Below are 26,371 nucleotides of genomic sequence, written 5' to 3' on the forward strand. Positions count from 1 at the left end.
ATGACCCCCCTCACCCCGGTGTACGCCGACGAAGGCGACCCCAGCGAACCCCCGGGCAGCGTCACGACCTCCCAACCCCCGGAGGTGGACGCGAACAGCCCCGGCCTGAAGCTCGCCGACGGCGCGACGCTCGCGCCCGCGCGGGTGCTGGACATCAAGTCGGTGGTCGAGGACCTCGGCGGCGAGGAACGCCGCGAGGACACGAACGAGGACGTGACGTTCGCGCTGCAGGCGGAGGTGCTGTTCCCCAAGGACAGCTCGAAACTGAACCCCGAGGCCCGCTCACGTATCCAGGCGATCGCTGAGGAGATCAAGGCGCAGAAGGCCACGAAGGTCCGCGTCTTCGGCTTCACGGACAACCTGGGTTCGTACTCCCACGGAGTGACCCTCTCCAAGAACAGGGCGGAGGTGGTGCACGACGAACTGGCAGCCGCCGGCCTGGGCCCCGACGTCACCTTCGAGGTACGCGGCTACAGCGAGGACTACCCCATCGCCGACAACACCTCAGAACAGGGCCGCCGCAAAAACCGCCGAGTGGAGGTGACGTTCCCGAAGGGGAGCTGAGAGTTCATTCGTAGTATGGGAGTACTTCTCACCTCCGGCGTGAACATGGACCCGACCGTCCATCCCGATTTTCCGCGGAGAATCATTACCGCCCCCGGACCCTCGAAGGAGAGCGAGGAGAAGTGGAAGTCCGGAGCTAGCGACTCGCCCAGCGGCAGCCAGTGCGCCAGCTCGCGAGCCAGCTCCGCCACGGGAAAGCAGGGCTCCGAGTAGATCACTTCACGCCCGTCGACCACCTGGAAGAAGGCCTCGATGTTCACGAGGTAGTCGGCAATCGTCGACCCTCGCAAGTCGGTCGCGTTGATGTCACGGTAGAGCATTCGCATCAATTCACCTGACGATCTGCGACCTCACGGTCGCCCGCCGGTGTGTTTGCGAGCCAGCAGACACCTCCCGCAGGCTCCCACCCGACTTCGTCAAGAGCCTGCATGACTCCCCGCACCACGCCCTCGGCGTCGCCGGACCACGCCTCGAAGCTGTTCTCTCCCAGGTCGCCCACGTTGACCAAACCACTGCGCAGCAAGTGAGCGAGCATCTTTTCGCTGACGTCGCGATGGCTCACACCGCGTCGCTCGGAGAGTTCCCTGGCAAGGCCGACCAGCCGGTCCACCGGAAACCGGTCGTCGACGCCTTCCTCAAGGATTTCATGGCAGGTCTCTTCCTCATTTATCGGGGATTTCGACATCTATGTTAAATTCGCGCATAACCCCCATGAGTGAGTCCAGGAAAACGTGATCCAGTGAGCCTTGGGATGCCCGGAAATCTCGCCAGACAATTTTCACCAAAGGACCCTCTCCAGAATTCGAGGAAATACAGTCCGCCAGGGCGTCAAGATTCGATCCGTAGTACCCTCCAGGACCATTTACTGCCTCACCCAACGCGCAGAAGAACCCCGACTTCGTAGCGATATGGGCGCCATCCAAATGAATGACGTCATCGACTCCGTAGCGGGCGGCACTGCGATTCGCCGTAAACCAGGCAGTCTGAACGACATGAAGCCAGGCGCTGTGCTGCCTCACCGGCCATTGCAGCCATTCACCCCTCTTCACAGTGACGCCCGATGCCCAGCGTCTCCAAATCTTCGCAGCCGCGGGGTAATCGCAGCGGTTACCGAAGAACCTATAGGAGACACTCGAAATTTTACCGTCCGGCGATTCTGCACCCGTATCTCCGAGCACAGCCCGGCCAATGAAGTACTCGCCGATACATTCCCCTTGACGATTCACAATCTGGAGTACTGCGTCGTCAGTTCTGCGCTTACCCTTGTTGACCTCGCGAGCCCTCAGGAAGACGACCTCCGGCGACTCCTCTTCCGGGTCGACAAAAAAACCCTCAACCTCTTCGGCCGTGACGAGCAAATCTCCAGACTCTTCATCGGTCACCATGTACAGCGGGAAATCTATATCACCCGTCATGGGAAATTTATCATCCATATTGAATCCCCAAACCGAACGGGTGCGGCGACACTTAAGTGTCGCCGCACCCGCCAACCAATAAGACTACTCGTCCCATCCTGCGTCAGGGAAGTGAGGTGCAGTGAAACGTTGAATCTTTTTGTAGTGCGTGGACGTCCAGCCGTACACCTTCACACCGCTGGGCAGAGTCAGTTCCAGGATTCTGTCACTGTCCGGCCTACCAGGCACCCGGAATTCTTTGGCGCCTTTCCACTTCGGATATTCAATTCCTTTATATGTGTCGTGCGACGTCAGCCGTCCTGCCTTCACGTCGTCATAGGCCGAAGCTATTTTGTTGTTCATCCCCCTGGGCAGGGGATCCGACAGCTTCCCGGGGCAGCTGTCGTTGTGAACCAGAACCGGCGTCCTGCCCGCCAGCACATAGTAAGTGTGGAGATCGGCGATCGTCAGGTTGTAGACGCGCTGACCGGGCGTGGCCCACGTCTTGGTGGTGTTGACCTGTGCGTAGGTGCCCTCGTCCGTCCGCAGCCGGTCGCCGGGCTTCAGTTCTGCGGCGTCGAGCCACGCGTTATTGTCTCCCGCAACCCAGAAGGGGTGCTGGTCGGTGGCGACCAGGGTGCCGGTGGACTCTGCATCGGGGTCGACCACGGTGATGTCGACGAGGTTCTTCTGGCCGTCACCGGTGATGGTCGCCTGGACACTCTTCGCCGCGGTCTCGCCGGACTTCGGGTCGGTGGCCACTACCTGGTCGCCGACGCGTATGTCCTCGATCGGCTTGGTCTGCCGATCCGCCATCAGGACACGGGTGCCCGGTACGAAGCTGTTCTTCTGGCATCCCTTCAGTCCCTTGAGCGCCTTGACCTTCAGGGCGCTGAGTGCGAGGCCCTTGAGACACGAGAGGTTCTTCGTCTGGAGGCACTCTTCGATCTCGAACGCACCCGTGTACCAGGCGATCAGCCGTTCAAGGTAAGTGCTCTCGGTACACGCACCGATCACCCCGGGGCCGCCGCCCACGCAGATCAGAGATGCCTCGCCCGGCCGAGGGACCCCACTCGTCACGAGGTTCTTCTCGGCCTCGTACAGCCTTTTCCTGATGAGCTTCTCGCGCTCTGCCTCCGTAAGAGGCTTCGCGTCTTCACCGCGCTTCTTTTCGACCTCCGCCTTCAATTCCGCGATCAGCTTGTCGGCTGCGGTCTTCATGGCCGCCGTCGAGGCCTTGGCTGCCGCGGCGGCGTCCTTGCCTGCGGCCTCGGCGGAGATGCTTGCCTGGTACGCGGCGGCATCGGCCTGGGAGGCGTAGTTCGAGGCGAGGCTCGCGGACCTCACGGCTTGTTCCGCGGAGCGGGTCGCCGCCTGTGCGTCCTTGCGGGCAGCTGCCGCGGCGCTGTCCGCCTTCTTGGACGACTCGGCGGCCTTCGCGGCCGACTTGGCCGCCTGGTCGGCGGACTTGTCGGCCTGCTGCGAGTACTTGTCCGCCTTCTCCGCCGAATTCTTGGCCTCGCTCGCCCACTTGACGGCCGCGGCGGCGTCCTTGGCGGCTTCCGCCGCGACACGCTGCGCCTGGGCGGCGTCCTTGTGGGCCAGTGCCGCCGACCGGTCGCCGGCCGCGAGGAGGATGTCGACCTCGGCGACGTGGGCGGCCGTGTTGGCGTCACGTTGTTGGGCCCGGAACAGACCGATCTGCAGGAACTCCCGCAGGCCGGAAGACGGCCCCGACAGCACCGCCTGGGCCGCGGCCTTGACCTCGGGGCCACCGTTCGCCAGCGCCTGGGCCACCGCGACCCGGTCGTCGTCCTCACGGGCCCTGTACTGGCCCACTTCCAGGAACTGGTGCAGGTCGGCCGCGGTACCGTCCAGGGCTTTGTTGGCGGCGGCCTTCACACCCGGTCCGCCCGCGGCCATGATCTGGGCGACGGTTACGCGGTCGTCGTGTTCCTTGCCCGGATAGGCCTTCGTCCGCAAGAACTCCCGTACCTGCGCGATCGGCTTGTCCAGCACGTCCAGTGCGGCCTGTCGCTGCGCCGGCTTGTCCGTGGTGTTGGCGATGTGCGCCACGCTCGCGCGGTCGTCCTGCTCCAATGCAACCGTCAGAGCTTCACGGACGAACTCCTCCACGTCGGCGTCGGTACCCATCAGCGCGGTCTCGGCGGCGGTGCGTACCCAAGTCCCGCCTCCGGAGAGCAGGTTGACCGCGACCTGGCGGCCCTTGGCGGCCGTGACCTTCGCATCGGGCGCCGCCACGGCCTCGTCCCACAGCTTCTGCGTCTCGGCATTGAGCTGCTGAAGTCGGCCCGCTTCCCACTTGGCGGCGGCGACGCGCGCATCCTCGGCCTTCTTGGCCTCCTCGGCAGCCAGGACGTTCTCTTCCTGCTGCTGGGTCAGGCGCTCTTCATCCGCCTTACGGGCCAACTCCGCAATCGTCTTGGCCTGGTCGGCGGCGCTCTGCGAGCCGTTGGCAGCCTTGGTCGCGGCGTCCGCCGCGGCCTTGGACTCCTTCGCCGCGTCCACCGCCTTGCCCGCCTCGTCGGCGGCCTTGTTCGCCGCCTTGGCCGCCGCCTCGGCATGATCCGCGGCGTCGTTGGCAGCCGTACGGGACTGCCGCGCGGCCGCGGCGGCCTGCTTGGCGTTGGACTGGGCGGCGTTGGCCGCACGCGTCGCCTGACCGGCCAGCCGCCTTGCCCTGGCTGCCGCCACCTCGGCCTCGGTGGACTTCGCACCGGCCTCTCCGGCCCAGCGACCTGCCTCAGCAGCTGCCGTCGCAGCCGCCGCGGCGTTGACCCCCGCACTGGCCGCGGCCCCGGCCGCCTTCCCCGCGTTCTCGGCGGCGATTCCGGCCTGTTCCGCGGCCTTGGCCGCCTTCCGCGCGCCCTCAGCGGCGGCGTTCGCGTTCTGCGCGGCGATACGGGCGTCCTTCGCCCGGGTCGCATCAGAAGCGGTCGCCGCGGCGGCAGACCTGGCCGTGGACGCCGCACTGCCCGCCCGCCCCGCCGCATACGCCGCCTGCGCAGCCGCCGTGGCGGCAACCCGCGCCGCCTGGTTGGCCGCCGCGGCCGACGACACCGCCGTACGAGCCGCCTGAGCCGCCCGGTCAGCCGCAGCCGCCGCCCGTGACGCAGCAGCCGCAGCCCGGCCCGCCGACGACTTCGCCTCCTGGGCCTCCTTCGCCGCGACCTGCGCCGCCTCCTTGGCCCGCTGGGTCGCCTTCTCCGCCTTGGCCGCCTCTTCCTTGGCCTCCTCGGTCAGCCGTGTGGCCTGCTTCTGAGCCTTGTCGGCGAGCGCGGCCAACTGGGCGACGGTCAGCGTCTCCTGGTCCCGCGCAGCGGCGACCTGCCAGCCCTCGTCCAGGAACTCCTGTACGTCCTCGGGAGTGCCGTCCAGGACCTGGTTGGCGACCTTCTTCACATTCGGGCCGCCCGCCGCCATCAGCTGGGCGACCTGAACCCGGTTGTCCTCCTCCCGGGCCTTGTACTGGCCCTGGTCGATGAACTTCTTCCAGTCGTCGGCGGAACCGTTGAGCGCCTTGTTCGCGGCTTCCTTGACCCCCGGCCCGCCCGCGGCCATGATCTGCGCGACCTGGACCCGCAGGTCATCGTCGTAGGGCTGGACGATTCCCTCGTCCAGGAAGGCCTGAAGCTCCTTGACCCCGCCGTCCAGCGCAGTGTTGGCGGCCTCCCGCACCCCCGGGCCGCCGATGGCCATGACCTGCGCCACCTGGACCCGCAGATCCTCCTCCTCCAGGTGCGGAAGCTCCTGGGAGAACCGCTGAATGTCAGCGTCCGAACCAAGCAGGCCGACCTCAGCAGCCCGTCGTACGCCCGCGCCGCCGTTCACCCAGTACCAGAGAACGTCGGACCTGTCGTAGACACGCCCCTCGTCAGCTGCGGCGGCGGGGCGTATGTCCAAGCCCGCGACCAGCGCGAGAGCCAGCGCCGGAGCCATCAGCGTGGCGACAACGCCACGCCGCCCCGGCGCACCTCTGAATCTCCTCACCAATTTCCTCTTTCTCAATGCCAGTTCACTTAACACTGGTTCACTTCTCGACACAGTTGTTGTTCCGCCAGGTGACAAAGCGTTCCGGCCCGTTGGTGATGACGCCGTCCACGCCCCACGAAGCCGTCGTCTTCCACTGGCTTTCGCTGTCGACCGTCCAGACGAAAACGTCGACGCCGGCCGTCTTCAATTGGTCGATCACGGCGGGGCGGGCGGAAAGGCCGGTGAATTTCACCGCGTACGTGCTGAGCTTGAATGCGCGGGCCGTGGCCACGGGGTCGGAGTCGAGTGTGGAGCGGAGCAGTGCGACTTTGGTCCGGTGTGCGGAGGCTGCCGCGTCGCGCACGATGTTCTCGTCGAAGGACTGGAGCAGTGTGCGCTCGGTCATCCCGGCCTCGGCGACGAGCCGGAGGGCGGTGTCGACGGCCGCGGTCGTCTGCGGTCCCTTGATTTCCAGGAGGAGCCGAGCGGGCTTGGCCTTCAGCGCGGACAGCGCCTGCTCCAGGGTGGGAACGCGACCTCCGCCGTCCACGGTCAGCCGGGAGATCTCCTCGGCGGTGAGTTCGTCGACGCGTCCCGTGCCGTTGGTCGTCCGGTCCACGGTCGCGTCGTGCATGATGACCGGCTGGCCGTCCTTGGTGAACTGCACATCTGTCTCGACCCAGTCCGCACCGGCATCGGCCGCCGCTTCCAGGGAGGCGATCGTGTTCTCCGGGGCGATGTCGGGAGCGCCGCGGTGCCCGACCCCGTCGGTGCCGGCGCAGCCGATCACGACGGTCTGGTCCCAGACGCGGACGTTGTCGATGGTTCCGGCGAAGTTCTCCTGGAAGCCGCCCTTGTAGGCGAGTCGGCCGATCTGCAGGCCGCCCGCGGCCCGCCACGGGGTGGTGGTGAGGGCGGCGGCTGTCTGTGGCTTGCCGTTGACGAACAGCTGGACCGTCTTGGCGGACGCGTCGTACACACCGGTCAGTTGCGTCCACACCCCGGCCTGCGCGACGTCCGCACTCAGCGACCGTACGATCCCGGTGTCGTCGGTGTCGGCTGTGTGCCGGTTGAACACCCACCTGTCGTAGGCCTTGGAGTAGTACAGCTGGAAACCGCTCGCGCGGTCCCCCGCCTGCGACAGGAGGGTGTAGTTCCGGTCCTTGTTGTCGAGCTTCACCCACGCCGACACAGAGAACGACTTCGTCGTGTCCACCACCGGGCCTGCGGTGGCCGCGTACGCGGTGGTCCCGTTCAGCTTCAGCCCGGTGCCGACCTTGCCCGCGGCACCGAGCTGGGTACCGCCGCCGGCCAGTGTCGCGACCGGTCCGGCGCCCATGCCGCCGCTGGCCCGGGTGCTGCCCGCGGCCTCGTCCAGCGGGAACGACGCCAGCTCCTGCAGATGCGCGGGCAGCGTGCCACCGCTGATCGCCATGGCGTCGGCCTGCGTGACCACCGACTGCACGAGCCTCACATCGTCGAGCAGTCCGGCCGTGTGCTCGTGATAGCCCCCCTTGTAGTGGAGCCGGCCGATCTGGAGTCCGCCCGAGGCGCGCCATGGAGTGGGGGTGAAGGCGGCGGCCGTCTGCGGCTTGCCGTTGACGAACAGTTGGACCGTCTTGGCGGACGCGTCATACACACCGGTGAGATGGGTCCACACTCCGGCCCGCGCAACGTCCGTGCTCAACGACCGTACGAGCGCGGTGTCGTCGGCGTCCTTGGTGTGCCGGTTGAACACCCACTTGTCGTAGGTCGAGGAGTAGTACAGCTGGAAACCGCTCGCCCGCTTCCCCGCCTGTGACAGAAGGGTGTAGTTCCGGTCCTTGTCGTCCAGCTTCACCCACGCCGACACGGAGAACGACTTCGTGGTGTCCACCACCGGTCCGGCCGTGGCCGCGTACGCCGTCGTCCCGTTGAGCTTCACCGCCGTACCGGTCCTGCCCGCGGCACCGAGCTGGGCATCGCCGGCCAGAGGGGCGGTGAACTCCTGGGCCGCACCGCCCAGTACTCGCCGCGAACCAGCCGCCTCGTCCAAGCCGAAAGCCGCGTTCTCCTCGACGGAGGTTGCTTGGCGGGGTGCCGCCTGCGCTTCGACCGACGCCGCGAGTACGGCACTTGATGCCGCCGCCGACAAAATCGTCGCCGCTGCCGCAATACGTGTTAATGACCGCGGAATTCCGCGATGTGCATGCATGTGTGATCCAGGCTCATCTGACGAATCGGGGGCGCAAGGGAACCCGCGCCCCGTACTGGTGAAAATCGGAGCCCGCTGCGGCAGTTCCTGCGAGAGCGGGCCCCGATGAAGAAACGAATTCAGTGTTGGTCAGCCGACCTGAATACCGTCGTTGAAGATCTCGTCGACTCCGACGGCCCGGTCCCAGACACGGACGTTGTCGATGGTTCCGGCGAGGTTCTCCTGGAAGCCGCCCTTGTAACCGAGCCGGCCGATCTGCAGACCACCCGCGGCGCGCCACGGGGTGGTGAAGTCGGCCGCCGTCTGCGGCTTGCCGTTGACGAACAGCTGGACCTTCTTCGTCGACGCGTTGTACACGCCGGCCAGGTGCGTCCAGACCCCGGGCTGCGCGGTCTCGGAGCTGCTCGACCGCACGATCTCGGTGTCATCGGCGTCCTTGGCGTGCCGGTTGAACACCCACTTGTCCAAGGCCTTGGAGTAGTACAGCTGGAAACCGCTCGCCCGCGTCCCCGCCTGGGAGAGGAAGGTGTGGTTGACGTTCTTGTTGTCCAGCTTGATCCACGCCGCGACGGAGAACGACTTGGTGGTGTCCAGCACCGGGCCTGCGGTGGCCGCGTACGCGGTGGTCCCGTTCAGCTTCAGCCCGGTGCCGACCTTGCCCGCGGCACCGAGCTGGGTACCGCCGCCGGCCAGTGTCGCGACCGGTCCGGCGCCCATGCCGCCGCTGGCCCGGGTGCTGCCCGCGGCCTCGTCCAGCGGGAACGACGCCAGCTCCTGCAGCCGCTCCGGCAGGCCACCCCCGCTGATCGCCGTGGCGTCCGCCTGCGTGATGACGGACTGCACGGTGCGCACGTCGTCGATGGTCCCTGCGGCGTTCTCCTGGAAGCCGCCCATGTAGGCGAGCCGGCCGATCTGCAGGCCGCCCGCGGCCCGCCACGGGGTGGTGAAGGCGGCAGCTGTCTGCGCCTTGCCGTTCACGAACAGCTGGATCTTCTGCGTCGACGCGTCGTACGTCCCGGCCAGGTGTGTCCACACCCCGGGCTGCGCGGTCTCGGAGCTGCTCGACCGCACGATCTCGGTGTCATCGGCGTCCTTGGCGTGCCGGTTGAACACCCACTTGTCCAAGGCCTTGGAGTAGTACAGCTGGAAACCGCTCGCCCGCGTCCCCGCCTGGGAGAGGAAGGTGTGGTTGACGTTCTTGTTGTCCACCTTCACCCACGCCGACACCGAGAACGACTTCGTCGTGTCCACGACCGCGCTGGTCGTGGCCGCGTGCGCCGTCGTCCCGTTCAGCTTCAGCCCTGTACCCACCTTGCCCGCGACTCCGAGTTGGGCACCGCCGGCCAGACCTGCGGTGAACTCCTGGGCCGCGCCGCCCAGTACGCGCCGCGCACCGGCACCCTCGTTGAGACCGAAGGACGCCTTACCGGTGAAGGCGCTGTCGTCGAGCCACTCGGTGATGTCGTCGGTGCGAGCTGCGGTCGCGCTGTTGCCCTGCCCGGGCTGCCCCAGGCATCCGGTGTGATCGGCTCGGCTCTGCACTGCGGTGACGCGCCCGTTCCCGTCGAGGACCGGGCCGCCGGCGTCGCCCTTGCACATCCGGCCGCCGGTCAACTTCACAGTGGTGGCGGTGGTGCCGCTCTGCGTGGCCTTGCTGTTGTGGGGGCTGCCGGGCACCCACGCGGTGCCGGTACGGCCGTATCCGGCGGCCACCAGCTCGGTCCCGTCCGCGGTCGCGCTTGCGGTGAGCGTGGCCGGAGCGATACCGGTCACCGGGGTGGCCAGCCGTGCCAGCACCACGTCCCGGTCGCCACGCGGCACCACATGGTTGATCTTCACCGGGGCCGTTCCCGCGAACGTCACCGTGGATGCGCGGGCGGGTGCACCGACCGGTACCGGCTTGGCCGGATCATCGGTGAAACAGCTCGCCGCGGTCAGCACCCAGGCACGGTCGACCAGGGTGCCGCTGCAGTTGCGGCCACCCTCGTGGCCCGGCTCGCCGACCGTGACACGTGCCAACCACGGGCGGTTGGCGTCACCCGCCGGCACCGCGCGGGCCTTGCCCTCGCCGACGCTGAGCTCCACCACCGTGGACGTGAGGTCGGGGTCGAGCCCCTCACCCAGCGACTTCCAGGTGTCGGGCTCGAGGCCGACTTCCTCGACCTTGGTCTCATTGGTCCTGGTGTTCTCCGTGCGCACCGTTGCCGTGACGTCGTCCCTGGTGTCGGCCTTTGCCAGGTAGGTGCGCTGGATCTCCATGGCCAGGTAACCCACCGGGCCCGAGACCGCGAAGCACAGGTTGCCGCTGTCACGACTGTTGATCCGCACCAGGCCACTGTCGCCGGAAGCACAGTCGGCCAGCGTGATGTTCCCGTCGCCCGAAATGAGCTTCAGACCCTTCTCGGCCAACAGCTTGTCCCGGTCCGGGTATGCGAAATCCTCTACCAGGGAGTCCAGTCCTTCACCGGGCGCCGCCTGCGAGACACCTACCATTGGTCCGGTACTCCAGGCCGTAGCCGCTACCAGCGATGCCAGAGCCACGGTTGTCATCCGCCCGGGCATGCCGCGCCGTCCCATATACGAACTCTCCCCCTGCATGAACCTTCAACAATTGCGCATGCTGCCGCGTACCTAAGGACTTGGGCATGCTGTGGGTGGGGTGCTGGTCGTGGCTGCAACAAGCCGATTGCGCACCCGAGTCACGCGCCTCGGTCAAAGGCTCGGCGTGACTAACTCACAGAATCTTTACCTGGGGTTCACGATTTGCACAGAAGAATCACAGCCAACTTCAGCCCCGGAATGGCTGATTCAGGTTCCTTGGCGACGAGTTCTGCCCGCTTCCAGCCACTTGCGGGAACAGCCGCCCCGACCCCGGGGGGCGAGAGTCTCACTCGGCGCTCCCGGGGGTGGCTGCTCAAGCAGCGGGTCCAAGCAGCGCGCAAAAAGCAGTTGTCCGTTCCGGAACGCCGGGTTAGGAAGGGCACATGACTGCTCTCGGTGCCGTGTTCCGCCCTCAGTTGCCGCCCGAAAAGCTGCGAGACGTGGCCCGTGTCGCCGAAGCGGCAGGGCTCGAAGAGCTCTGGCTGTGGGAGGACTGCTTCCTGGAGAGCGGGATCGCCACCGCGTCCGCCGCGCTCGCCTGGACCGAGCGGCTGCGGGTCGGGATCGGGCTGCTGCCCGTGCCTCTGCGGAACGTCGCCGTCACGGCCATGGAGACCGCCACGCTCGACCGCCTGTTCCCCGGTCGCTTCACGCTGACCGTCGGGCACGGGGTGCAGGACTGGATGGGGCAGGTCGGGGCCCGGGCCGAGTCGCCGGTCACGTTGCTGCGTGAGTATCTCGACGCCCTGCGGGCCCTGCTGCGCGGCGAGCGCGTCACCACCGACGGCCGCTACGTCAAGCTGGACGACGTCGCCCTCGACTGGCCCCCGCCTGCCGCCCCCGAAGTCCTCGCCGGCGTCACCGGGCCCCGCTCGCTGCGCCTCTCCGGCGAAGCCGCCGACGGCACGCTGCTCACCGATGCCAACCCGCCCGAAGGGGTACGAAAGGCCCGCGGGCTCATCGACGAGGGCCGCGCGGCGGCCGGTCGCACCGACCCCCACCGCGTGGTCGTCTATCTCCTCACCACCACCGGGCCGGACGCCGTCGCCCGCCTCAAGGCCGAACAGACCGCCTCCGGCATGGACAAGGTCCCCGACCTCGGGGTCGCCGGCGACGCCGGTACGGTCGCCAAGGCCGTGCACCGCCTGGTCGACGCCGGAGCCGACACCGTGATCCTCCAGCCCACCGGCGACGAACCCGACCCCGAGGGCTTCGTCCGGTTCGTGGCGGAGGAGGTACGGCCACTCGTTCCGTAGGAACCACTGGGCAGCAGTGGCCGGAGAAATCCAGTCGCGGGCCTGGACCACCGGCTGCCACGATCAGCTCCATGAACCGGTCAGCCCAGTCACCCGTCACCTTCGAAGAACTCGTCGCCGAAGCCGAAGCCGCCCCCACCGACGGCTGGGACTTCTCGTGGTTCGAGGGCCGCGCCACCGAGACGCGCCCCTCGTGGGGTTACGCGCGGGCGATGGGGGAGCGGCTGGCGAAGGCCGAAGCCGCGCTCGACATCCAGACCGGCGGCGGCGAAGTCCTCAACTCGGCGGACCGGCTCCCGCCCCTCACCGTCGCCACCGAAGGCTGGCCACCGAACGTCGCCAAGGCCACCGCCCTCCTCCGCCCGCGCGGCGCGGTCGTCGTCGCGTCACCGGAGGACGCCCCGTTGCCGTTCGCGGACGAGGCGTTCGACCTGGTCACGAGCCGGCACCCGGTCGGCCCGCAGTGGGCCGAGATCGTGCGCGTCCTCAGGCCGGGCGGCACGTACTTCGCCCAGCACGTGGGCCCGAGGAGCGCCTACGAAGTGGTCGAGTACTTCCTCGGTCCGCAACCGGAGGGGCAGAGCGCCGCCCGCCACCCCGACCGCGAGCGCGCCGACGCCGAGGCCGCCGGGCTGGAGATCGTCGACCTGCGGGCGGAACGGCTGCGGATGGAGTTCTACGACATCGGCGCCGTCGTGCACTTCCTGCGCAAGGTGGTGTGGATGGTGCCCGGCTTCACCGTCGACCAGTACCGGGACCGGCTGCGTACCCTGCACGAACGGATCGAGGCGGAGGGCCCGTTCGTGGCCCACAGTGCCCGCCACCTCGTCGAGGCCCGCAAGCCATACGAGGCGTGAGCCGAGCTCAGGTCTCGTCCGGCAAGCCCAGCCGCAAGTGCTCCACGTGATGCAGCGCCTGGTCCAGCAGCTCCGCGACATGGTGGTCGTACAGCGCGTACACGATCGACCGACCCCGCCGCTCACCCGTGACGAGCCCGAGGTTCCGCAGCAGCCGGAGCTGATGCGAGCAGGCGGACTGCTCGAGCCCCGCCGCCTCCGCCAGCTCGCCGACGGCGCACGGGCCCTCCTGGAGGCGGGCCAGTATGCGCAGGCGCGAGGGTGTGGCCAGGGCCTGGAGCGTGGCGGCGACGTCCACGGCGCCGACGGCGTCCAGACGTTCGCGGGTGCTCTTCTCATCGACTCCGTGGCCCATGACGCCATCGTATCGACGCGGCCGGACAAGCGGCCGAAACAGCCGCAGCGGTCGACAGAGGGCGGGTTACGCGTGCGGACCGACCGTCACCTTCCCCACCACCAACTCCGGGCCGGCCTCAAGGACTTCACTCACCCGATCCACCTGCTCCCTCAGCTCCCGCTCCTGCGCCCCGCTCAGCCGCCCCAGGGGCTCCACCGTCACCGTCGTCCGCTTCCCCTGCCGCCGCTGGTGCCAGACCCCGGCGACCACGCCGTCGACGAGCAGCACGGGATAGTTCCCCGCCTGGCCGCCCGCCAAGGCCCGCTGGTACGCGGCTCCGGGGAACATCCGCTCCCGCGGCTGCGCGGCGATGGCGTACGCGTCGAAGTACGGCAGCAGGCGCACCCCGCGTACGCCCTCCGAGGGGAAGCCGGTGTCACCTGCCACGACCCAGGCGGGCGCCCCTTCGAAGTCGACCTCCTCGATCCCGCCGGAGGAGGCCAGGGCGGCGAAGAGATCGGCGGCCCAACTCTTCGGCCCGTCAGCCCACTTGGCGAAATGCTGAGGGTTCGCCGGGCCGTACGCGCGCAGATAGTGGCGTACGAGCATGGCGAGGGCCTCGTCCGCGGGCAGCGGCTCGAAGCGTGGCGGGCGGGTGTACGTGGCCTTGCGGCCGCGGTTGGGGGCGAAGCACAGGGCGCCGGACTGGCCCGCCCGGTGCATCACCTGGCGCCAGCGCGGCCACTTGCCCTGGAACGCCTCCATCACCAGGTCACCGGCCCAGGGGCCGGTGCGGGCGACGACCTCCTCGGTCAGCTCGTCGATGGTCAGCTGCTTCCCGTCCAGGGCGTCACCGATCGCGGTGACCACCTCGTCCTCCTGCCCGGGCGTCATCCGCACGTCCGGAGGGAAGGTGCTCGGGCCGGTCGGGATCGCGGTCAACGCCGCGGTCCAGAAGGGGAGTTCGGCGGATGCGAGGAGGTGGATCGTGCCGCGCGGACCGTACGTCTTCACCACGCTGCGGTCGTCCCACAGGGCCGCGCGTACGTCCTGCCGGGTCGCGCCGTCGAGTCGCAGGCCCACCGAGAGTTCGGCCGCCGACAGGACCTGTGCGTGGGCGGCGAGCAGTGTGCCGACGACCTCGGCGGCCGGGGTGCCGGGCGGTGCGGGCGTACGCAGCAGTTGTCGCTCATAGCGCCGTGCACTTGCCTCGTCCCATGTGATCCTCGATGTCATGGTGGCGACGTTAATCCCGAACGAGGTCAGATTCTGTCCTCTTTGCTGCGCTGCACACGGGCGGGACCTGGAAGGGCCGCTCAGAAGTCCCGTACGGTGATCCGAACCCCGGGCCGCAGTCCCCACCGCTCCATTGCCCCGGCCTCCGCCTCCAGCACGTGCCGGGCCCGGAACCTGGGCAGCCCGACCCGACCCGGACGCATCGTCCGGACCGCCAGGACCCGTAACTTCCGGTCCAGGTAGGCGACATCGATCGCGAACCGCATGCCCATCGTGTGCACCGCGCTCGCGGGCGTCAGTAGAAGCGCACCTTCGATACCGTCTCGGTCGAGCAGCCCGTGGCGCCGTGCCCGTACGGACTCGGCGAGCTCCAGTGGGACGGGTTCCGGGGTCTGCGGGGTGGTGAAGGTGGCCATGGCTGCGAAGTTAGCGACCGGCGTCAAGTGAGTGTTCCGTGCGCGGTTCACCCGTGGGGAGGACCCCGGGGAACATGTCACCGAAGACCCCGCAAGCGGTCAGAAACCCCTGAATTCCTCCTCATCCTCTTTGTTCTCCTTGGATCCGTTGTGATTCGGCCATGATCAGGCCCTGAATGAACGTCTCCGCACCCACCCCGGCGTTGTCGGGCGGTTTCGGAGAGTAGTTATCTCACGCCAATGCACGCAGCATCACTTACGAAGGGTTATGGTGGAAACCCCCCCTCGGGCCGGTCCGTCTCCCCCCCACGGACCGGCCCGTTTTTTGTCCGCTTCCGGGAGGGGGCCGGGTGTTTTCGCCCCCGCCGCCCCTACCCGTCCCATCCCGGGGCGCTGCCCCGACCTCCAGGGCTCCGCCCCCGGACTCCGCATCGGCCTGGCGGCCTCGTCCTCAATCGCCGGACGGGCTGGATGTACTCCCGGGCGGGCTTGAGGATGGGGGATCGGGGGCCGCGTAAGTAGGGGCGCGGGGCTGTATCGATTTGCGGCTCCGCCGCGGGGCGCCTCCAGCGCCCCGTAAGGGGCGCGCGGAACTGCGCGACCAGCCCAACCACCCTCCGTACCCGCCAAGCCCTTACACCCCAAGGGGCCCTGACCGCCCCGCAGCGGTAGGGTGTCGCCCTCGGGGGATCGCCATCTGCACGGAGGGGCTGACGAATAACGTGAACCTGCGCGACAACCTGCGCCGCTTGCTGCTCAGGGTCTACGCACGCAGGGTGGAGGTCCACCTCGACCGCGACCAGGTGCCCAAGCACATCGGGGTCATCATGGACGGCAACCGGCGTTGGGCCAAGGCGGCCGGGAGCACCACGGCTCAGGGGCACCGTGCCGGCGCGGACAAGATCGAGGAGTTCCTCGGCTGGTGCTCCGAGACCGACGTGGAGGTCGTCACCCTCTGGCTGCTGTCCACGGACAACTTCGACCGGCCGCAGGAAGAGCTGGGCCCGCTGTTCGGGATCATCGAGAATGTTGTGCGCACTCTCGCCGCCGACGGCCGCTGGCGCGTCCACCACGTCGGTACGCCGGACATCCTGCCCTCGCATGTGCAGACCGCGCTCAAGGAGGCCGAGCAGTCCACGGCCCATGTCGACGGGATAGTGGTGAACGTCGCCATCGGCTACGGCGGCCGTCAGGAGATCGCCGACGCCGTCCGCTCGATGCTCCTCGACCACGCGGACAAGGGCACCTCAATGGAGCAGCTCGCCGAGAGCGTCGACGTCGACATGATCGGCAAGCATCTCTACACCAGCGACCAGCCCGACCCCGACCTGGTGATCCGTACCAGCGGCGAACAGCGGCTGTCCGGATTCATGCTCTGGCAGACGGCGCACTCCGAGTACTACTTCTGTGAGGTCTTCTGGCCGGCCTTCCGCAAGGTCGACTTCCTGCGTGCCCTGCGTGACTACGCGGCGCGACATCGCCGCTACGGAGGCTGAGCCTCCGCTGGCAGAGGGCCTCATCAGGGCGTACTGAGTGATGTATGTCATCTGGAGTTAACGGGCTCGCCGTCACATGCCGTGGCATGGCCGCGCCTCATCCAGGGCATAAGCCCTCCAGGTCGACACCCGAACCACGGGTGTCGTATCTCAGCGGACGGCACGGGGCCGTCCGCCCGGGAGGCCCTTTGCACCAGCCCGACCGTGCGGTCAGTACGGACGAAGCGGAGGGCCGGTTCTCGGCCCGTGCATCGGTGCCTGAGACCGGTCCAGATCCTCTCCGTCGCTCCCCGACCTCATCCGAGGGGGTACGTCCTTCCGTGGTGACCAGCACAAAGCGCCACAAGCCAGACCGGCGCACTTACGTTCTCGACACCAGCGTCCTGCTGGCCGACCCGCACGCCATGAACCGCTTCGACGAGCATGAAGTAGTGCTCCCCGTCGTCGTGGTCACGGAACTGGAGGCCAAGCGGCACCATCCCGAACTCGGTTACTTCGCCCGGCAGGCCCTGCGTCTGCTCGACGACTACCGGGTGAAGTACGGCCGTCTCGATGCCCCCATTCCCATCGGGGATCTGGGCGGGACGATCCGTGTCGAGCTCAACCACTCGGACCCCAGCGTGCTGCCCACGGGCTACCGCCTGGGGGACAACGACTCCCGCATCCTCGCGGTCGCCCGCAATCTGCAGGCCGAGGGGTTCGATGTCACGGTCGTGTCGAAGGACCTGCCGCTGCGCATCAAGGCGTCCTCCGTCGGCCTCCTCGCCGAGGAGTACCGCGCGGAGCTCGCCATCACGGACTCCTCCGGCTGGACCGGAATGTCCGAACTGACGCTGCCGGGTGAGCAGGTGGACATCCTCTTCGAGGAAGGACACGTCTTCGTCCCCGAAGCCGCCGACATGCCCGTGCACACCGGGCTGACGATCCACTCCGAGCGCGGCAAGGCGCTGGGCCGGATGACGCCCGAGGGCAACGTCCGTCTCGTACGCGGCGACCGGGAGGCCTTCGGCATCAAGGGGCGCAGCGCGGAGCAGCGCATAGCGCTGGATCTGCTGCTCGACCAGGACGTCGGGATCGTGTCGATGGGTGGCCGGGCCGGCACCGGCAAGTCCGCGCTGGCTCTGTGCGCGGGTCTGGAGGCCGTGCTCGAACGCCGGCAGCACGAGAAGGTGATGGTCTTCCGGCCGCTGTACGCGGTGGGCGGGCAGGAGCTCGGCTATCTGCCCGGCAGCGAGGCCGAGAAGATGAGCCCGTGGGCACAGGCCGTCTTCGACACGCTGTCGGCGGTCACCAGCCGTGAGGTCATCGAAGAGGTCACCGCGCGCGGCATGCTGGAGGTCCTGCCGCTCACGCACATCCGTGGCCGCTCCCTCCACGACGCGTTCGTGATCGTGGACGAGGCCCAATCCCTGGAGCGGAACGTCCTGTTGACCGTTCTGTCCCGAATCGGTGCGAATTCACGGGTCGTTCTGACCCATGACGTGGCCCAGCGGGACAATCTCAGGGTCGGCCGGTACGACGGAGTGGTCGCCGTCATCGAGAAGCTGAAGGGTCATCCGCTCTTCGCGCATGTGACCCTCACCCGGTCCGAGAGGTCCCGGATTGCGGCACTGGTGACGGAAATGCTGGAGGATGGGCAGATCTGACCGAAGTGCTCAACTTCATAGCGGTTGCGCGCTAGTTGGCGCCGTCCAGCAAAGGCATTGAGCCTAGTTGGGCGGCGCCTCGGCGTGTGCGGGTTTCCGGAAATCTCCTGGGCCAAACAAGGTGTGAGCTTTCACACGCGGCACAGAATTGCCTACTGCCGTCGGGTTACGGCAGAGTCTCACTCCTGTCAGGCCCCGCATACGACACACCTGTACCCCCAGCGGTACGGCACAACAGCACCACCCCCGAACTCCATACAGTCGTCGTATGCCGCCCGAGCACCACGCGGCGCTCCCGTCAAGGGAGTTGCCCACCGGGCCCGTGCCTCCCGTGACCCCGCAGTTGGGAGGCCAGCGTCAGGGGCACGATTGCGCCCGCCAGGGTCACCGCGGCGGGCGATGCTGGAAGGAAACCGTGTGAGCCGGATTTCGGTCCGGGGATTCGCAGTGGCCTCGGCCACCGCGGTCACCACAGTCGGCTCTGTCGTCGGTGTTGCCTCGGGCACCACCGCACAGGCTCCGTCGGAGGACGCCGAGGCACTCGTCGGCAGTTCGACGCTCCTCGCGGACATCCCCGCGGGCCAGCAGGCCCAGGTGCAGACCGCGTCCCTGACACAGCAGGCGGACTCTCAGGCCATCGCGGCGGACGCCACCGCCAAGAAGGACGCCGAGGCAGCCGCGCGCAAGGAGGCCGCCGACAACGCGGTCGCCAAGCAGAAGGCAGCCGAGAAGGCCGCGCAGGAGGCGAAGGAGCGCGAGGAGGCCAAGCAGGAGGCCGCCAGCCGCTCCGCGACGCGTGACCCGTCCAGCTTCCCGGTGCAGACGTCGTACAGCATCGAGGAAGTCAAGGACATGGCGCGGGCGATCGTCCCGGCGGACCAGTTCCAGTGCTTCAGCAACATCGTGGAGCGCGAGTCGAGCTGGAACTATCAGGCGGACAACCCCACCTCCGACGCCTACGGCCTGATGCAGGCGCTGCCGGGCTCCAAGATGTCCTCCGCCGGCGCCGACTGGATGACAAACCCGGCCACCCAGATCAAGTGGGGCCTGAGCTACATGAACGACCGCCCGAACTACGGCAGCCCCTGCGCCGCCTGGGAGTTCTGGCAGGCCAACGGCTGGTACTGAGCCGCTCGCCGCTCAACCTCGCGGAGCCCCTCACCGTCCTTCGGTGAGGGGCTTTCGGCATGTACGGTCGGACGCGACAACTCCAGGGGGGAGTGGTGGGGGGCTCAGGGGGAAGAGGACGGATCATGTCGCGAGTGCCAGGGTGGCTCGGCCGGGTCGGTGCCGGGTTCACCCGCATGGGAGAGCGCCTGGAGGAGCGACGCCGCGCCGAGGCCGAGGCCGAGAGGGACGTCCAGGAGGAGGACTCCGAGGCCCCCGCTCCCGATCACGTGCCGCCCCCGCCGCCGTACGCCCCTGCCGTCGCCCCTTCCCGCCCCGATCCCGCCGCGGCCGTGCCGTGGGGGATGCGGGTCGCCGCCGAGGCCGGCTGGCGGCTGCTCGTTCTCGCGGGCACCCTCTGGGTGCTGACGCGGATCATCAGCGCCGTACAGCTCGTCGTCCTCGCCTTCGTGGCCGCGCTGCTCATCACCGCGCTGCTCCAGCCCACGGTGGCCCGGTTGCAGCGGTACGGGGTGCCGCGCGGGCTTGCCACCGCGCTCACCGCGATCCTGGGCTTCGTCATCATGGGGCTCATCGGATGGTTCGTGACCTGGCAGGTCATGGAGAACATCGACAACCTCTCCGACGAGATCCAGGACGGTATCGACGACCTGCGCCGCTGGCTGCTCAACAGCCCCTTCCACGTCACCGAGGACCAGATCAACGACATCGCGCAGAACCTGCGCGAGGCGATCAGCGCCAACACCGACGAGATCACCTCGGCGGGCCTGGAAGGCGTCACGGTCATCGTCGAGGCGCTGACCGGCATCCTCCTGACGATGTTCTCGACGCTGTTCCTGCTCTACGACGGCAAGCGCATCTGGCAGTGGACGCTCAAGCTCGTCCCGGCCGCCGCCCGTCCCGGCGTCGCGGGCGCGGGCCCGCGCGCATGGCGGACGCTCACCGCCTACGTCCGTGGCACGGTGCTGGTGGCGTTGATCGACGCCGTCTTCATCGGCCTCGGCATCTTCTTCCTCGATGTCCCGATGGCCGTTCCGCTCGCCGTGTTCATCTTCCTGTTCGCGTTCATCCCGCTCGTGGGTGCCGTCGTGTCGGGTGCGCTGGCGGTGGTGGTCGCGCTGGTGACGCAGGGCGTCTTCACGGCGGTCATGACCCTGGTCGTCGTCCTGGCGGTCCAGCAGATCGAGGGCCATATCCTCCAGCCCTTCATCCTGGGGCGCGCGGTCCGCGTCCATCCCCTCGCGGTGGTGCTGGCGGTCGCGGCGGGCGGCCTGGTCGCGGGGATCGGCGGCGCGGTGGTCGCGGTGCCGCTGGTCGCCGTGACGAACACGGTGGTCGGCTACCTGCGCGTGCACTCCCGTGAGGCGTCACTACGGCACTCTCCGGCGCCGCACGGGGCCACGGCGACGGACGCGGCGCCGGGGGCGGGTCCTGCGCCGAAGGCGGGTCCGGCGCAGGACCCGGCTTCGACTTCGGCTCCGCCTTCAGTGGAGGCGCCGCCTTCGGACAAGCCGTGACCGACGTAGCCCCTGCGGCTACTCCGCCAGCACGGCCTCCGCGTCCAGCGTGACCGCCACGGCCTGGATCACTGCCGCAATCTTGAACGCCTCCTGGATCGTCGCGCGGTCGACTCCCGCCCTGCGGAGTGCCCGTTCGTGGGAGTCGAGGCAGTCGCCGCAGCCGTTGACGGCGGACACGGCGAGGGACCAGAACTCGTGGTCCGTCCTGTCGACCCCCGGATGGCCAAGGACGTTCGTACGGAGGCCTGCTCGCAGGTTCCGGTACTCCGGGTCGGAGAGGAGATGCCGTGTGCGATGGAAGACGTTGGTCATCGCCATGGTCGCGGCGGCGGACTTGGCGGCCGTGTACGCCTCGGCGGAGAGCTTCGCTGCGGCGTCCTCGGCCAGCTCACGCAGCACCCGGGGCGAGCGCGATGCGATCGCGCAGGCCAGCACCGTTCCCCACAGCCGCTGCTTGGGCAGCTCGCTGTCGCCGACCACGGATTCGAGGTTCCGCCGCAGATCCTTGGCGTAGTCGGGGATCGCGGATTTCAGCGCGTCGATAGCCATGCACCATCACTATGCCGGAGGGGCTGTTCTTCAGCCCCTCCGGCATCTGAGGACGGGGGTCCAGGGTGCGGAGCCCCCTGTTGCTACTCCGTGCGCAGCCCCTCCGGCCGCATCAGCCGCAGCAGGGGCGGCAGGCTGAAGAGGGTCACCACGAGGACGACTCCGGCGCCGATACCCGTCATCGCGAGGACGCTCGGCCAGTCGACGCGTACCGGGGTGCTCGTCATCTTCAGCAGGACGGCGCCGAGGGTCAGGCCCACCCCCGAGGCGAGAGCCAGGCCGAGTGCGATCGGGATCGCGGTCTGCCACAGCACCGACAGGCTCAGCGTGCGGCGCCGGGTGCCGAAGGCGACCAGGGCGGAGAGGAGCTTCTTGCGCTCGCGCAGCTGCTCCAGCTGGGAGACGAGCAGGCTCGCGCCGATGAGGAACAGGACGCAGGCCGCGCCGACGAACAGGCCCGTACGGATGGACGCGTAGCGCCGGGACTGCTCGGTCGCGGTCATGGTCGTGGAGTCCGCGAGCGGGTCGAGCCGTACCGCCGTGTTCCGTACGTACTCGACGACGTCCGGCTCCGACGATTCGAGCCCGATGTAGACGCCGCTGGTGAGGGCGGGCGCGGCCTTCGCGGGCAGGGCGCCCGGTGTGGCGAGGATGCCCCCACGCGGCCGGCCCGTCGGATCCTTGCCCTTCGTGGCCTCCCTGATGCTCTTGGGCACCGTCCAGACGACCTCCATGCCGGGGGCATCGGTGTAGGACGGGTCGAGGTAGATCGTCCGGCCGGGCTTGCCCAATTTCGGCGTGGCCGTGTCGTACTCGTCGTTCTGTACGGTGAAGACGTCACCGTCGCGGCACGAGGGCAGCCTGGCCACCTCGCGCAGGGCCGCGCAGTCGCCGACGGTCAGGTTCGCGGCGTTCTCGGGGTCCTTCCTCCGGTCACCCACCCAACCGTCGGACAGGGCGAGCGTGTGCCGTACGCCCTTGGTCTGCTTCAACTGCCGGTCGGCCTCCGCCAGTGGGACCTCTCTCGGCAGGCGAACCGTCATCTGGGCGCGTGAGAGGTCCTGGCCCGAGTCCTTCGTGTAGTCGCTGGAGACCCCGGAGAACAGCATCTGCAGGGCGATCGCGCCGGCCACCGCCACCGCGATGCCGTTGACCATGCGGGCCGCCGTGCCGCTGCTCAACTGCAGGCGTCGCACGGCCAGTTGCCAGGCAATCCCACCGGAGCCGAGCCGCGCGACGACCGCCTCCACGATCCAGGGCAGCAGCGCGGTGATGCCGACCAGCAGCAGGATGACACCGGCGGTCACCATGTACTGGTTGAAGTCGCCGTTGGCCCGGCCCTGCCCGACCATCGGAAAGAGCAGCCCGAGTCCGGCCAGCGGCAGCAGCAGCCGCCACCACAGCCGGCGTCGCGCGGGCCGGGCCGTGCGCACCACGCCGAGCGGTTCGATGACGACCCCGCGCAGCGCGAGCAACGTCACCCCCACCGCGGCCGCCGGAACCGCGATCGCGACCAGCAGGGCGAGGGTGGGCGTCGGGTTGAGGTAGCTCGGGAAGACGCTGATGTCGAAGAGCTCGACGGAGCCCGCGACCTGGCGGCCGATCAGGAAGAAGCCGGTGCCGAAGACCAGTCCGAGCATCGCTCCCGCAAGAGCTTCGCCCGCGGCGATCCGCCGGGTCATCCGGCTGTCGGAGCCGACCAGGCGCAGTGCCGCGAGCCTGCGGTCGCGCCGCTCCCCGCCGAAGCGCACGGCCGCGGCGATGAAGACGCCGACCGGCATCAGCAGCACCACGAAGACCACGAGGACCAGCAGGAGGAGGACGGGGTCCATCCGCTCCGGCGGCGCCAACTCGGGCTGGAAGGTGTCGATGCGCGTGACCGTGCTGCCGTCGACCTTCGGGGCGAGTCCGTCGGCGCCCGTGTAGAAGGCGAGTTCGGCCGAGCCGATCAGCCCGCTCTCGCCGATGGTGCCGGTGATGCGGTACGGCAGCCGCTCGCGCAGCAGCTTGCCGTCCCGGGACTTCAGCAACTCCTCCAGCGCCGGCGAGACCACCATCTCGTCCGGTGCCGGGAACTTCCCCACCCCCGGCGGCAACGGCGCCCGGGCCCCCTCGCGCTCCAACTGCCGCCCGCGGACATCCCGTTCGCGGTACTCCGTGTCGGCTCTGGCGACGAGCAGGGTGTTGTCGGCCCGCGCAATGCGTTCGCTGCTGTACGTGATGTCCGTGCGGGCGTACTCGCGGTCGCTCCGGGCCTGCAGCGCGTTCGGGATCGCCGTGGTGAGCAGCAGCAGCGCCACCCCCAGGCCGACACCGACGGCGGTGAGCAGCACGCGTCCCCAGCCCTCACGTCCACCGGTGAACGCGAACTTGAAGCCCATGCCGAGGTCGCGCGACCACTGACGCATCCTCATACGATGCGCTCCATGTCCCGGGACTTCCCGTCCCGTACGACGATCTCGCGGTCCGAGTACGCGGCGACGCGGGCCTCGTGCGTGACCAGGACGACGGCGGCGTTGGCGGAGCGGGCGGCGTCCGTGAGCAGGTCCATCACGCGCTCGCCGTTGAGGGAGTCGAGTGCGCCGGTGGGCTCGTCGGCGAACAGGACGCGCGGGCTGGTGACCAGTGCGCGGGCGACGGCGACGCGCTGCCCCTGGCCGCCGGAGACCTCACCGGGCCGCTTGCCCCTGACGTCGTCGACCTCCAGGCGTTCCATCCACTGCAGGGCGGTGCGCTCGGCCGACTTGCGGCCGGTGCCGTTCAGACGCAGGGGCAGGGCGACGTTCTCCACGCAGGTCAACTCCGGTACGAGCTGGCCGAACTGGAAGACGAAGCCGAACTCCGAGCGCCTGAGCGCGCTGCGCCGGGCGTCGTTCATCGTCGCCATCTCCCGGCCGTCGTACGTGATCGAGCCCGAGTCGGGCGTCACGATCCCGGCGAGACAGTGCAGCAGGGTCGACTTGCCGGAGCCGGACGGGCCCATCACCGCGACGATCTCGCCGGGGTGGATGGAGAACTCCGCGCCGTCGAGCGCGGTGGTCGGGCCGTACGTCTTCCGCAGGTCGACGGCGGCGAGCAGGGAACCCTCGGGGGTCATCGGATCACCGCCTCGGCGAGCTTGTCGAGGCGGGCGGCGGTGAGTTCCAGCCACCGCAGGTCGGCCTCGAGGTGGAAGAGCGCGTGGTCACAGATCAGCTGGTCGGCGAGATCGCCCTTGCGCTTGCGGTCGGTGAGGATCCGCATCATGCGCAGATGCTCGGAGCGCTGCGCGTCGAGGATCTCGACGGCGTTGCGGTGCGTGAGCAGCGCGAGGACGACCTTGGTGTAGAGGGTCGACTGGAGGTACGGCTCCGGCTTCTCCGGCGTCGCGAGCCACCGCTGGACGTCGGTGACGCCCGCCTCGGTGATCGCGTACCTCTTCCGCTCCGGGCCGCCGCCCGCCTCTACGCCGTCGACCTCCACGAGGCCGTTCTTCAGGAGCCGGGACATCGTCGAGTAGACCTGGCCGTAGTGCAGCGGCCGGTCGTGACCGAACTTCTCGTCGAAGGCCCGCTTCAGGTCGTAACCGTGACGCGGTCCCGACTCCAGGAGCCCCAGAAGGGTGTGACCGATGGACATGCGGAGCACTCTACACACGGCGTATACACCGCGTGTATACGCACCGTGTGTAGACCGCGGCGGGGCGTACGGGGGCGCAGGTCGGGGGCGATTGTCACGGTTCTGCCACACGAGCCGGGGCGGGCACGATGGGCCCGTCGTGGGGAGTTTGAGGACGAGGCGGCCAGCCGATACGGGCATGTGGGGGCGAAGCCCCGGGGGCGCCTACTCCTCCGGCTCCTCGGCAACCGGCGGTCGCCCCCGGCGAGGTATCGGTCCAGCCCCGCCGGGCAGGCGTCCGGCCTCCGCGAGCGCCCGCCGCAGCAGGAACTCGATCTGCGCGTTGGTGGAACGGAGTTCGTCACCGGCCCACCGCGCCAGCGCCTCGTACACGAGCGGGTCCAGCCGCAGCAGCACCTGCTTGCGCTGCTGCGGCCGTCGCTTGGGGGCTGGGCCCTCTGGAGGAGTCGTCACTGGTAGAGGGACCCGGTGTTCACGACCGGCTGGGCGGCACGGTCGCCGCACAGGACCACCATCAGGTTCGACACCATCGCCGCCTTCCGCTCGGAATCCAGCTCGACGATGTCCTGCTCGGCGATCCGGGCGAGCGCGGCCTCGACCATGCCGACCGCTCCGTCCACGATCTGCCGCCGCGCGGCCACGACCGCACCGGCCTGCTGTCGCTGGAGCATGGCCGAGGCGATCTCGGGTGCGTATGCGAGGTGGGTGAAGCGCGACTCGATGATCTGCACCCCGGCAGCCTCCACGCGCGCGTGCAGCTCGACGGCGAGCTTCTCGGTGATCTCCTCCGCGTTGCCACGCAGCGACAGGCCCTCCTCGTCGTGCGCGTCATAGGGGTACTCGATCGCGATGTGCCGCACCGCCGCCTCGGTCTGCGTGGCGACGAACTCCAGGAACTCGTCCACCTCGAAGGTGGCCTGTGCGGTGTCCTCGACCTTCCACACCACGACCGCGGCGAGCTCGATGGGGTTGCCGTAGGCGTCGTTGACCTTGAGGACGGCGGTCTCGTGGTTGCGTACACGCGTCGAGATCTTCGTGCGCGAGGTCAGCGGGTTCACCCAGCGCAGCCCGTCCTCGCGGATCGTGCCCCGGTAACGGCCGAAGAGCTGGACGACTCGGGCCTCGCCCGGCGCCACCGTGTTCAGGCCGCACATGGCGATGAAGGCAGCGAGGGCGGTCAGGATGCCGAGGACGATCAGCGCCGGCTTGGCGCCGCCGGTCATCACCGCCCCCGTAATGATCAGCCCGATCCCGAGGAACAGGCCCACCAGCCCGAGCAGCAGAGCGAGTCCGCCGCCGATGCTGTGCGCGGCGAATTCGCGCACCTGCGGTGCGGGCATCTCGGGTGCGTCGGTGGTGCCTGTCGGGTCGTCGGTGGACATGCGTGGTTCCCCCCGTTTTGTAGTCGTGCTGCTTGGGTGTCCGCCTAGCTTCGTTCTATCTAAGTGATATCACTTTACCCGGTCACGGCAACCTTCCAACCCATTCGGCCGTCGATTCCTTTGGGGACGGTGTTGACGGGTGCTGATTGTCACGTCCGGAAAAGACCGGATCGGCCGTCCTATG

General features: G+C 68.6%; 21 protein-coding genes. 7 read left to right on the forward strand and 14 right to left on the reverse strand.

The annotated features are described in order from the left end of the window. Complete coding sequence (locus ACGFNK_RS09165; protein ID WP_393414394.1) at window positions 1-564, forward strand: OmpA family protein; 564 nt, start codon at window positions 1-3, stop codon at window positions 562-564. Window positions 565-889: 325 nt separating this feature from the next. Here the strand turns inward: ACGFNK_RS09165 and ACGFNK_RS09170 are convergent, their stop codons facing one another. The 5 genes from ACGFNK_RS09170 to ACGFNK_RS09190 all read right to left on the reverse strand — a co-directional run bounded on the left by ACGFNK_RS09170 (window position 890) and on the right by ACGFNK_RS09190 (window position 10,638). Further along, window positions 890-1,249 carry a hypothetical protein gene (locus ACGFNK_RS09170; protein ID WP_393413454.1) on the reverse strand — a complete coding sequence of 120 codons (360 nt, stop codon included), beginning with the start codon at window positions 1,247-1,249 and terminating at the stop codon, window positions 890-892. Further along, complete coding sequence (locus tag ACGFNK_RS09175; RefSeq protein WP_393413456.1) at window positions 1,227-1,997, reverse strand: barstar family protein; 771 nt, start codon at window positions 1,995-1,997, stop codon at window positions 1,227-1,229. The genes ACGFNK_RS09170 and ACGFNK_RS09175 overlap by 23 nt, the downstream gene beginning before the upstream one ends. A 66-nt stretch (window positions 1,998-2,063) precedes the next feature. Further along, window positions 2,064-5,969, reverse strand: coding sequence for a polymorphic toxin-type HINT domain-containing protein (locus ACGFNK_RS09180; RefSeq protein ID WP_393413458.1), 3,906 nt, complete (start codon window positions 5,967-5,969; stop codon window positions 2,064-2,066). Window positions 5,970-6,009: 40 nt separating this feature from the next. Continuing rightward, window positions 6,010-8,145 (reverse strand): LamG-like jellyroll fold domain-containing protein, encoded by a 2,136-nt coding sequence (locus ACGFNK_RS09185; RefSeq protein WP_393413460.1) that lies wholly within the window; start codon window positions 8,143-8,145, stop codon window positions 6,010-6,012. Between the two features lie 129 nt (window positions 8,146-8,274). Next, complete coding sequence (locus tag ACGFNK_RS09190) at window positions 8,275-10,638, reverse strand: LamG-like jellyroll fold domain-containing protein (RefSeq protein ID WP_393413462.1); 2,364 nt, start codon at window positions 10,636-10,638, stop codon at window positions 8,275-8,277. A gap of 491 nt (window positions 10,639-11,129) precedes the next feature. Between ACGFNK_RS09190 and ACGFNK_RS09195 the strand changes: the two genes are divergently transcribed. Then, window positions 11,130-12,002: an LLM class flavin-dependent oxidoreductase gene (locus tag ACGFNK_RS09195; protein ID WP_393413464.1), complete on the forward strand. Its 873-nt coding sequence runs from the start codon at window positions 11,130-11,132 to the stop codon at window positions 12,000-12,002. A gap of 71 nt (window positions 12,003-12,073) precedes the next feature. Next, window positions 12,074-12,859, forward strand: a complete 786-nt coding sequence (locus tag ACGFNK_RS09200; protein WP_393413466.1) for a class I SAM-dependent methyltransferase — start codon at window positions 12,074-12,076, stop codon at window positions 12,857-12,859. Window positions 12,860-12,866: 7 nt separating this feature from the next. Here the strand turns inward: ACGFNK_RS09200 and ACGFNK_RS09205 are convergent, their stop codons facing one another. The 3 genes from ACGFNK_RS09205 to ACGFNK_RS09215 form a co-directional block, all read right to left on the reverse strand. Beyond that, window positions 12,867-13,214, reverse strand: coding sequence for an ArsR/SmtB family transcription factor (locus ACGFNK_RS09205; protein ID WP_386353572.1), 348 nt, complete (start codon window positions 13,212-13,214; stop codon window positions 12,867-12,869). A gap of 66 nt (window positions 13,215-13,280) precedes the next feature. Then, window positions 13,281-14,432, reverse strand: coding sequence for a winged helix DNA-binding domain-containing protein (locus ACGFNK_RS09210; protein ID WP_393413469.1), 1,152 nt, complete (start codon window positions 14,430-14,432; stop codon window positions 13,281-13,283). A gap of 80 nt (window positions 14,433-14,512) precedes the next feature. After that, window positions 14,513-14,848 (reverse strand): DUF192 domain-containing protein, encoded by a 336-nt coding sequence (locus tag ACGFNK_RS09215; protein ID WP_393413471.1) that lies wholly within the window; start codon window positions 14,846-14,848, stop codon window positions 14,513-14,515. Window positions 14,849-15,570: 722 nt separating this feature from the next. Here ACGFNK_RS09215 and ACGFNK_RS09220 point away from each other — a divergent pair. The 4 genes from ACGFNK_RS09220 to ACGFNK_RS09235 all read left to right on the forward strand — a co-directional run bounded on the left by ACGFNK_RS09220 (window position 15,571) and on the right by ACGFNK_RS09235 (window position 20,635). Then, on the forward strand, window positions 15,571-16,344 hold the full coding sequence (locus tag ACGFNK_RS09220; RefSeq protein WP_393413473.1) for an isoprenyl transferase: 774 nt from the start codon (window positions 15,571-15,573) through the stop codon (window positions 16,342-16,344). Between the two features lie 320 nt (window positions 16,345-16,664). Then, window positions 16,665-17,990 carry a PhoH family protein gene (locus ACGFNK_RS09225; protein WP_388685723.1) on the forward strand — a complete coding sequence of 442 codons (1,326 nt, stop codon included), beginning with the start codon at window positions 16,665-16,667 and terminating at the stop codon, window positions 17,988-17,990. A gap of 399 nt (window positions 17,991-18,389) precedes the next feature. Continuing rightward, window positions 18,390-19,118 carry a transglycosylase SLT domain-containing protein gene (locus ACGFNK_RS09230; RefSeq protein WP_393413476.1) on the forward strand — a complete coding sequence of 243 codons (729 nt, stop codon included), beginning with the start codon at window positions 18,390-18,392 and terminating at the stop codon, window positions 19,116-19,118. 125 nt (window positions 19,119-19,243) lie between these two features. Next, window positions 19,244-20,635 carry an AI-2E family transporter gene (locus ACGFNK_RS09235; RefSeq protein WP_393413478.1) on the forward strand — a complete coding sequence of 464 codons (1,392 nt, stop codon included), beginning with the start codon at window positions 19,244-19,246 and terminating at the stop codon, window positions 20,633-20,635. 18 nt (window positions 20,636-20,653) lie between these two features. Here ACGFNK_RS09235 and ACGFNK_RS09240 read toward each other — a convergent pair whose 3' ends face one another. From ACGFNK_RS09240 to ACGFNK_RS09265, 6 genes are all read right to left on the reverse strand, one after another. Beyond that, on the reverse strand, window positions 20,654-21,187 hold the full coding sequence (locus tag ACGFNK_RS09240; RefSeq protein WP_393413480.1) for a carboxymuconolactone decarboxylase family protein: 534 nt from the start codon (window positions 21,185-21,187) through the stop codon (window positions 20,654-20,656). Between the two features lie 83 nt (window positions 21,188-21,270). Beyond that, window positions 21,271-23,601 carry an ABC transporter permease gene (locus tag ACGFNK_RS09245; protein ID WP_393413482.1) on the reverse strand — a complete coding sequence of 777 codons (2,331 nt, stop codon included), beginning with the start codon at window positions 23,599-23,601 and terminating at the stop codon, window positions 21,271-21,273. Then, window positions 23,598-24,284, reverse strand: coding sequence for an ABC transporter ATP-binding protein (locus ACGFNK_RS09250; protein WP_393413484.1), 687 nt, complete (start codon window positions 24,282-24,284; stop codon window positions 23,598-23,600). The genes ACGFNK_RS09245 and ACGFNK_RS09250 overlap by 4 nt, the downstream gene beginning before the upstream one ends. Beyond that, entirely contained in the window at window positions 24,281-24,805 is a 525-nt protein-coding gene (locus ACGFNK_RS09255) for a PadR family transcriptional regulator (protein WP_386353552.1), read from the reverse strand. Before ACGFNK_RS09255 ends, ACGFNK_RS09250 begins: the two co-directional genes overlap by 4 nt. Before the next feature lie 204 nt (window positions 24,806-25,009). Continuing rightward, window positions 25,010-25,258, reverse strand: a complete 249-nt coding sequence (locus ACGFNK_RS09260) for a hypothetical protein (RefSeq protein ID WP_393413486.1) — start codon at window positions 25,256-25,258, stop codon at window positions 25,010-25,012. Next, window positions 25,255-26,187, reverse strand: a complete 933-nt coding sequence (locus ACGFNK_RS09265) for an SPFH domain-containing protein (RefSeq protein WP_393413488.1) — start codon at window positions 26,185-26,187, stop codon at window positions 25,255-25,257. Before ACGFNK_RS09265 ends, ACGFNK_RS09260 begins: the two co-directional genes overlap by 4 nt. Window positions 26,188-26,371 lie beyond the last annotated feature (184 nt).

The organism is Streptomyces sp. NPDC048825 (genome assembly GCF_043198355.1).
In the GTDB taxonomy this organism is placed as follows: Bacteria; Actinomycetota; Actinomycetes; order Streptomycetales; family Streptomycetaceae; genus Streptomyces; species Streptomyces xiangluensis.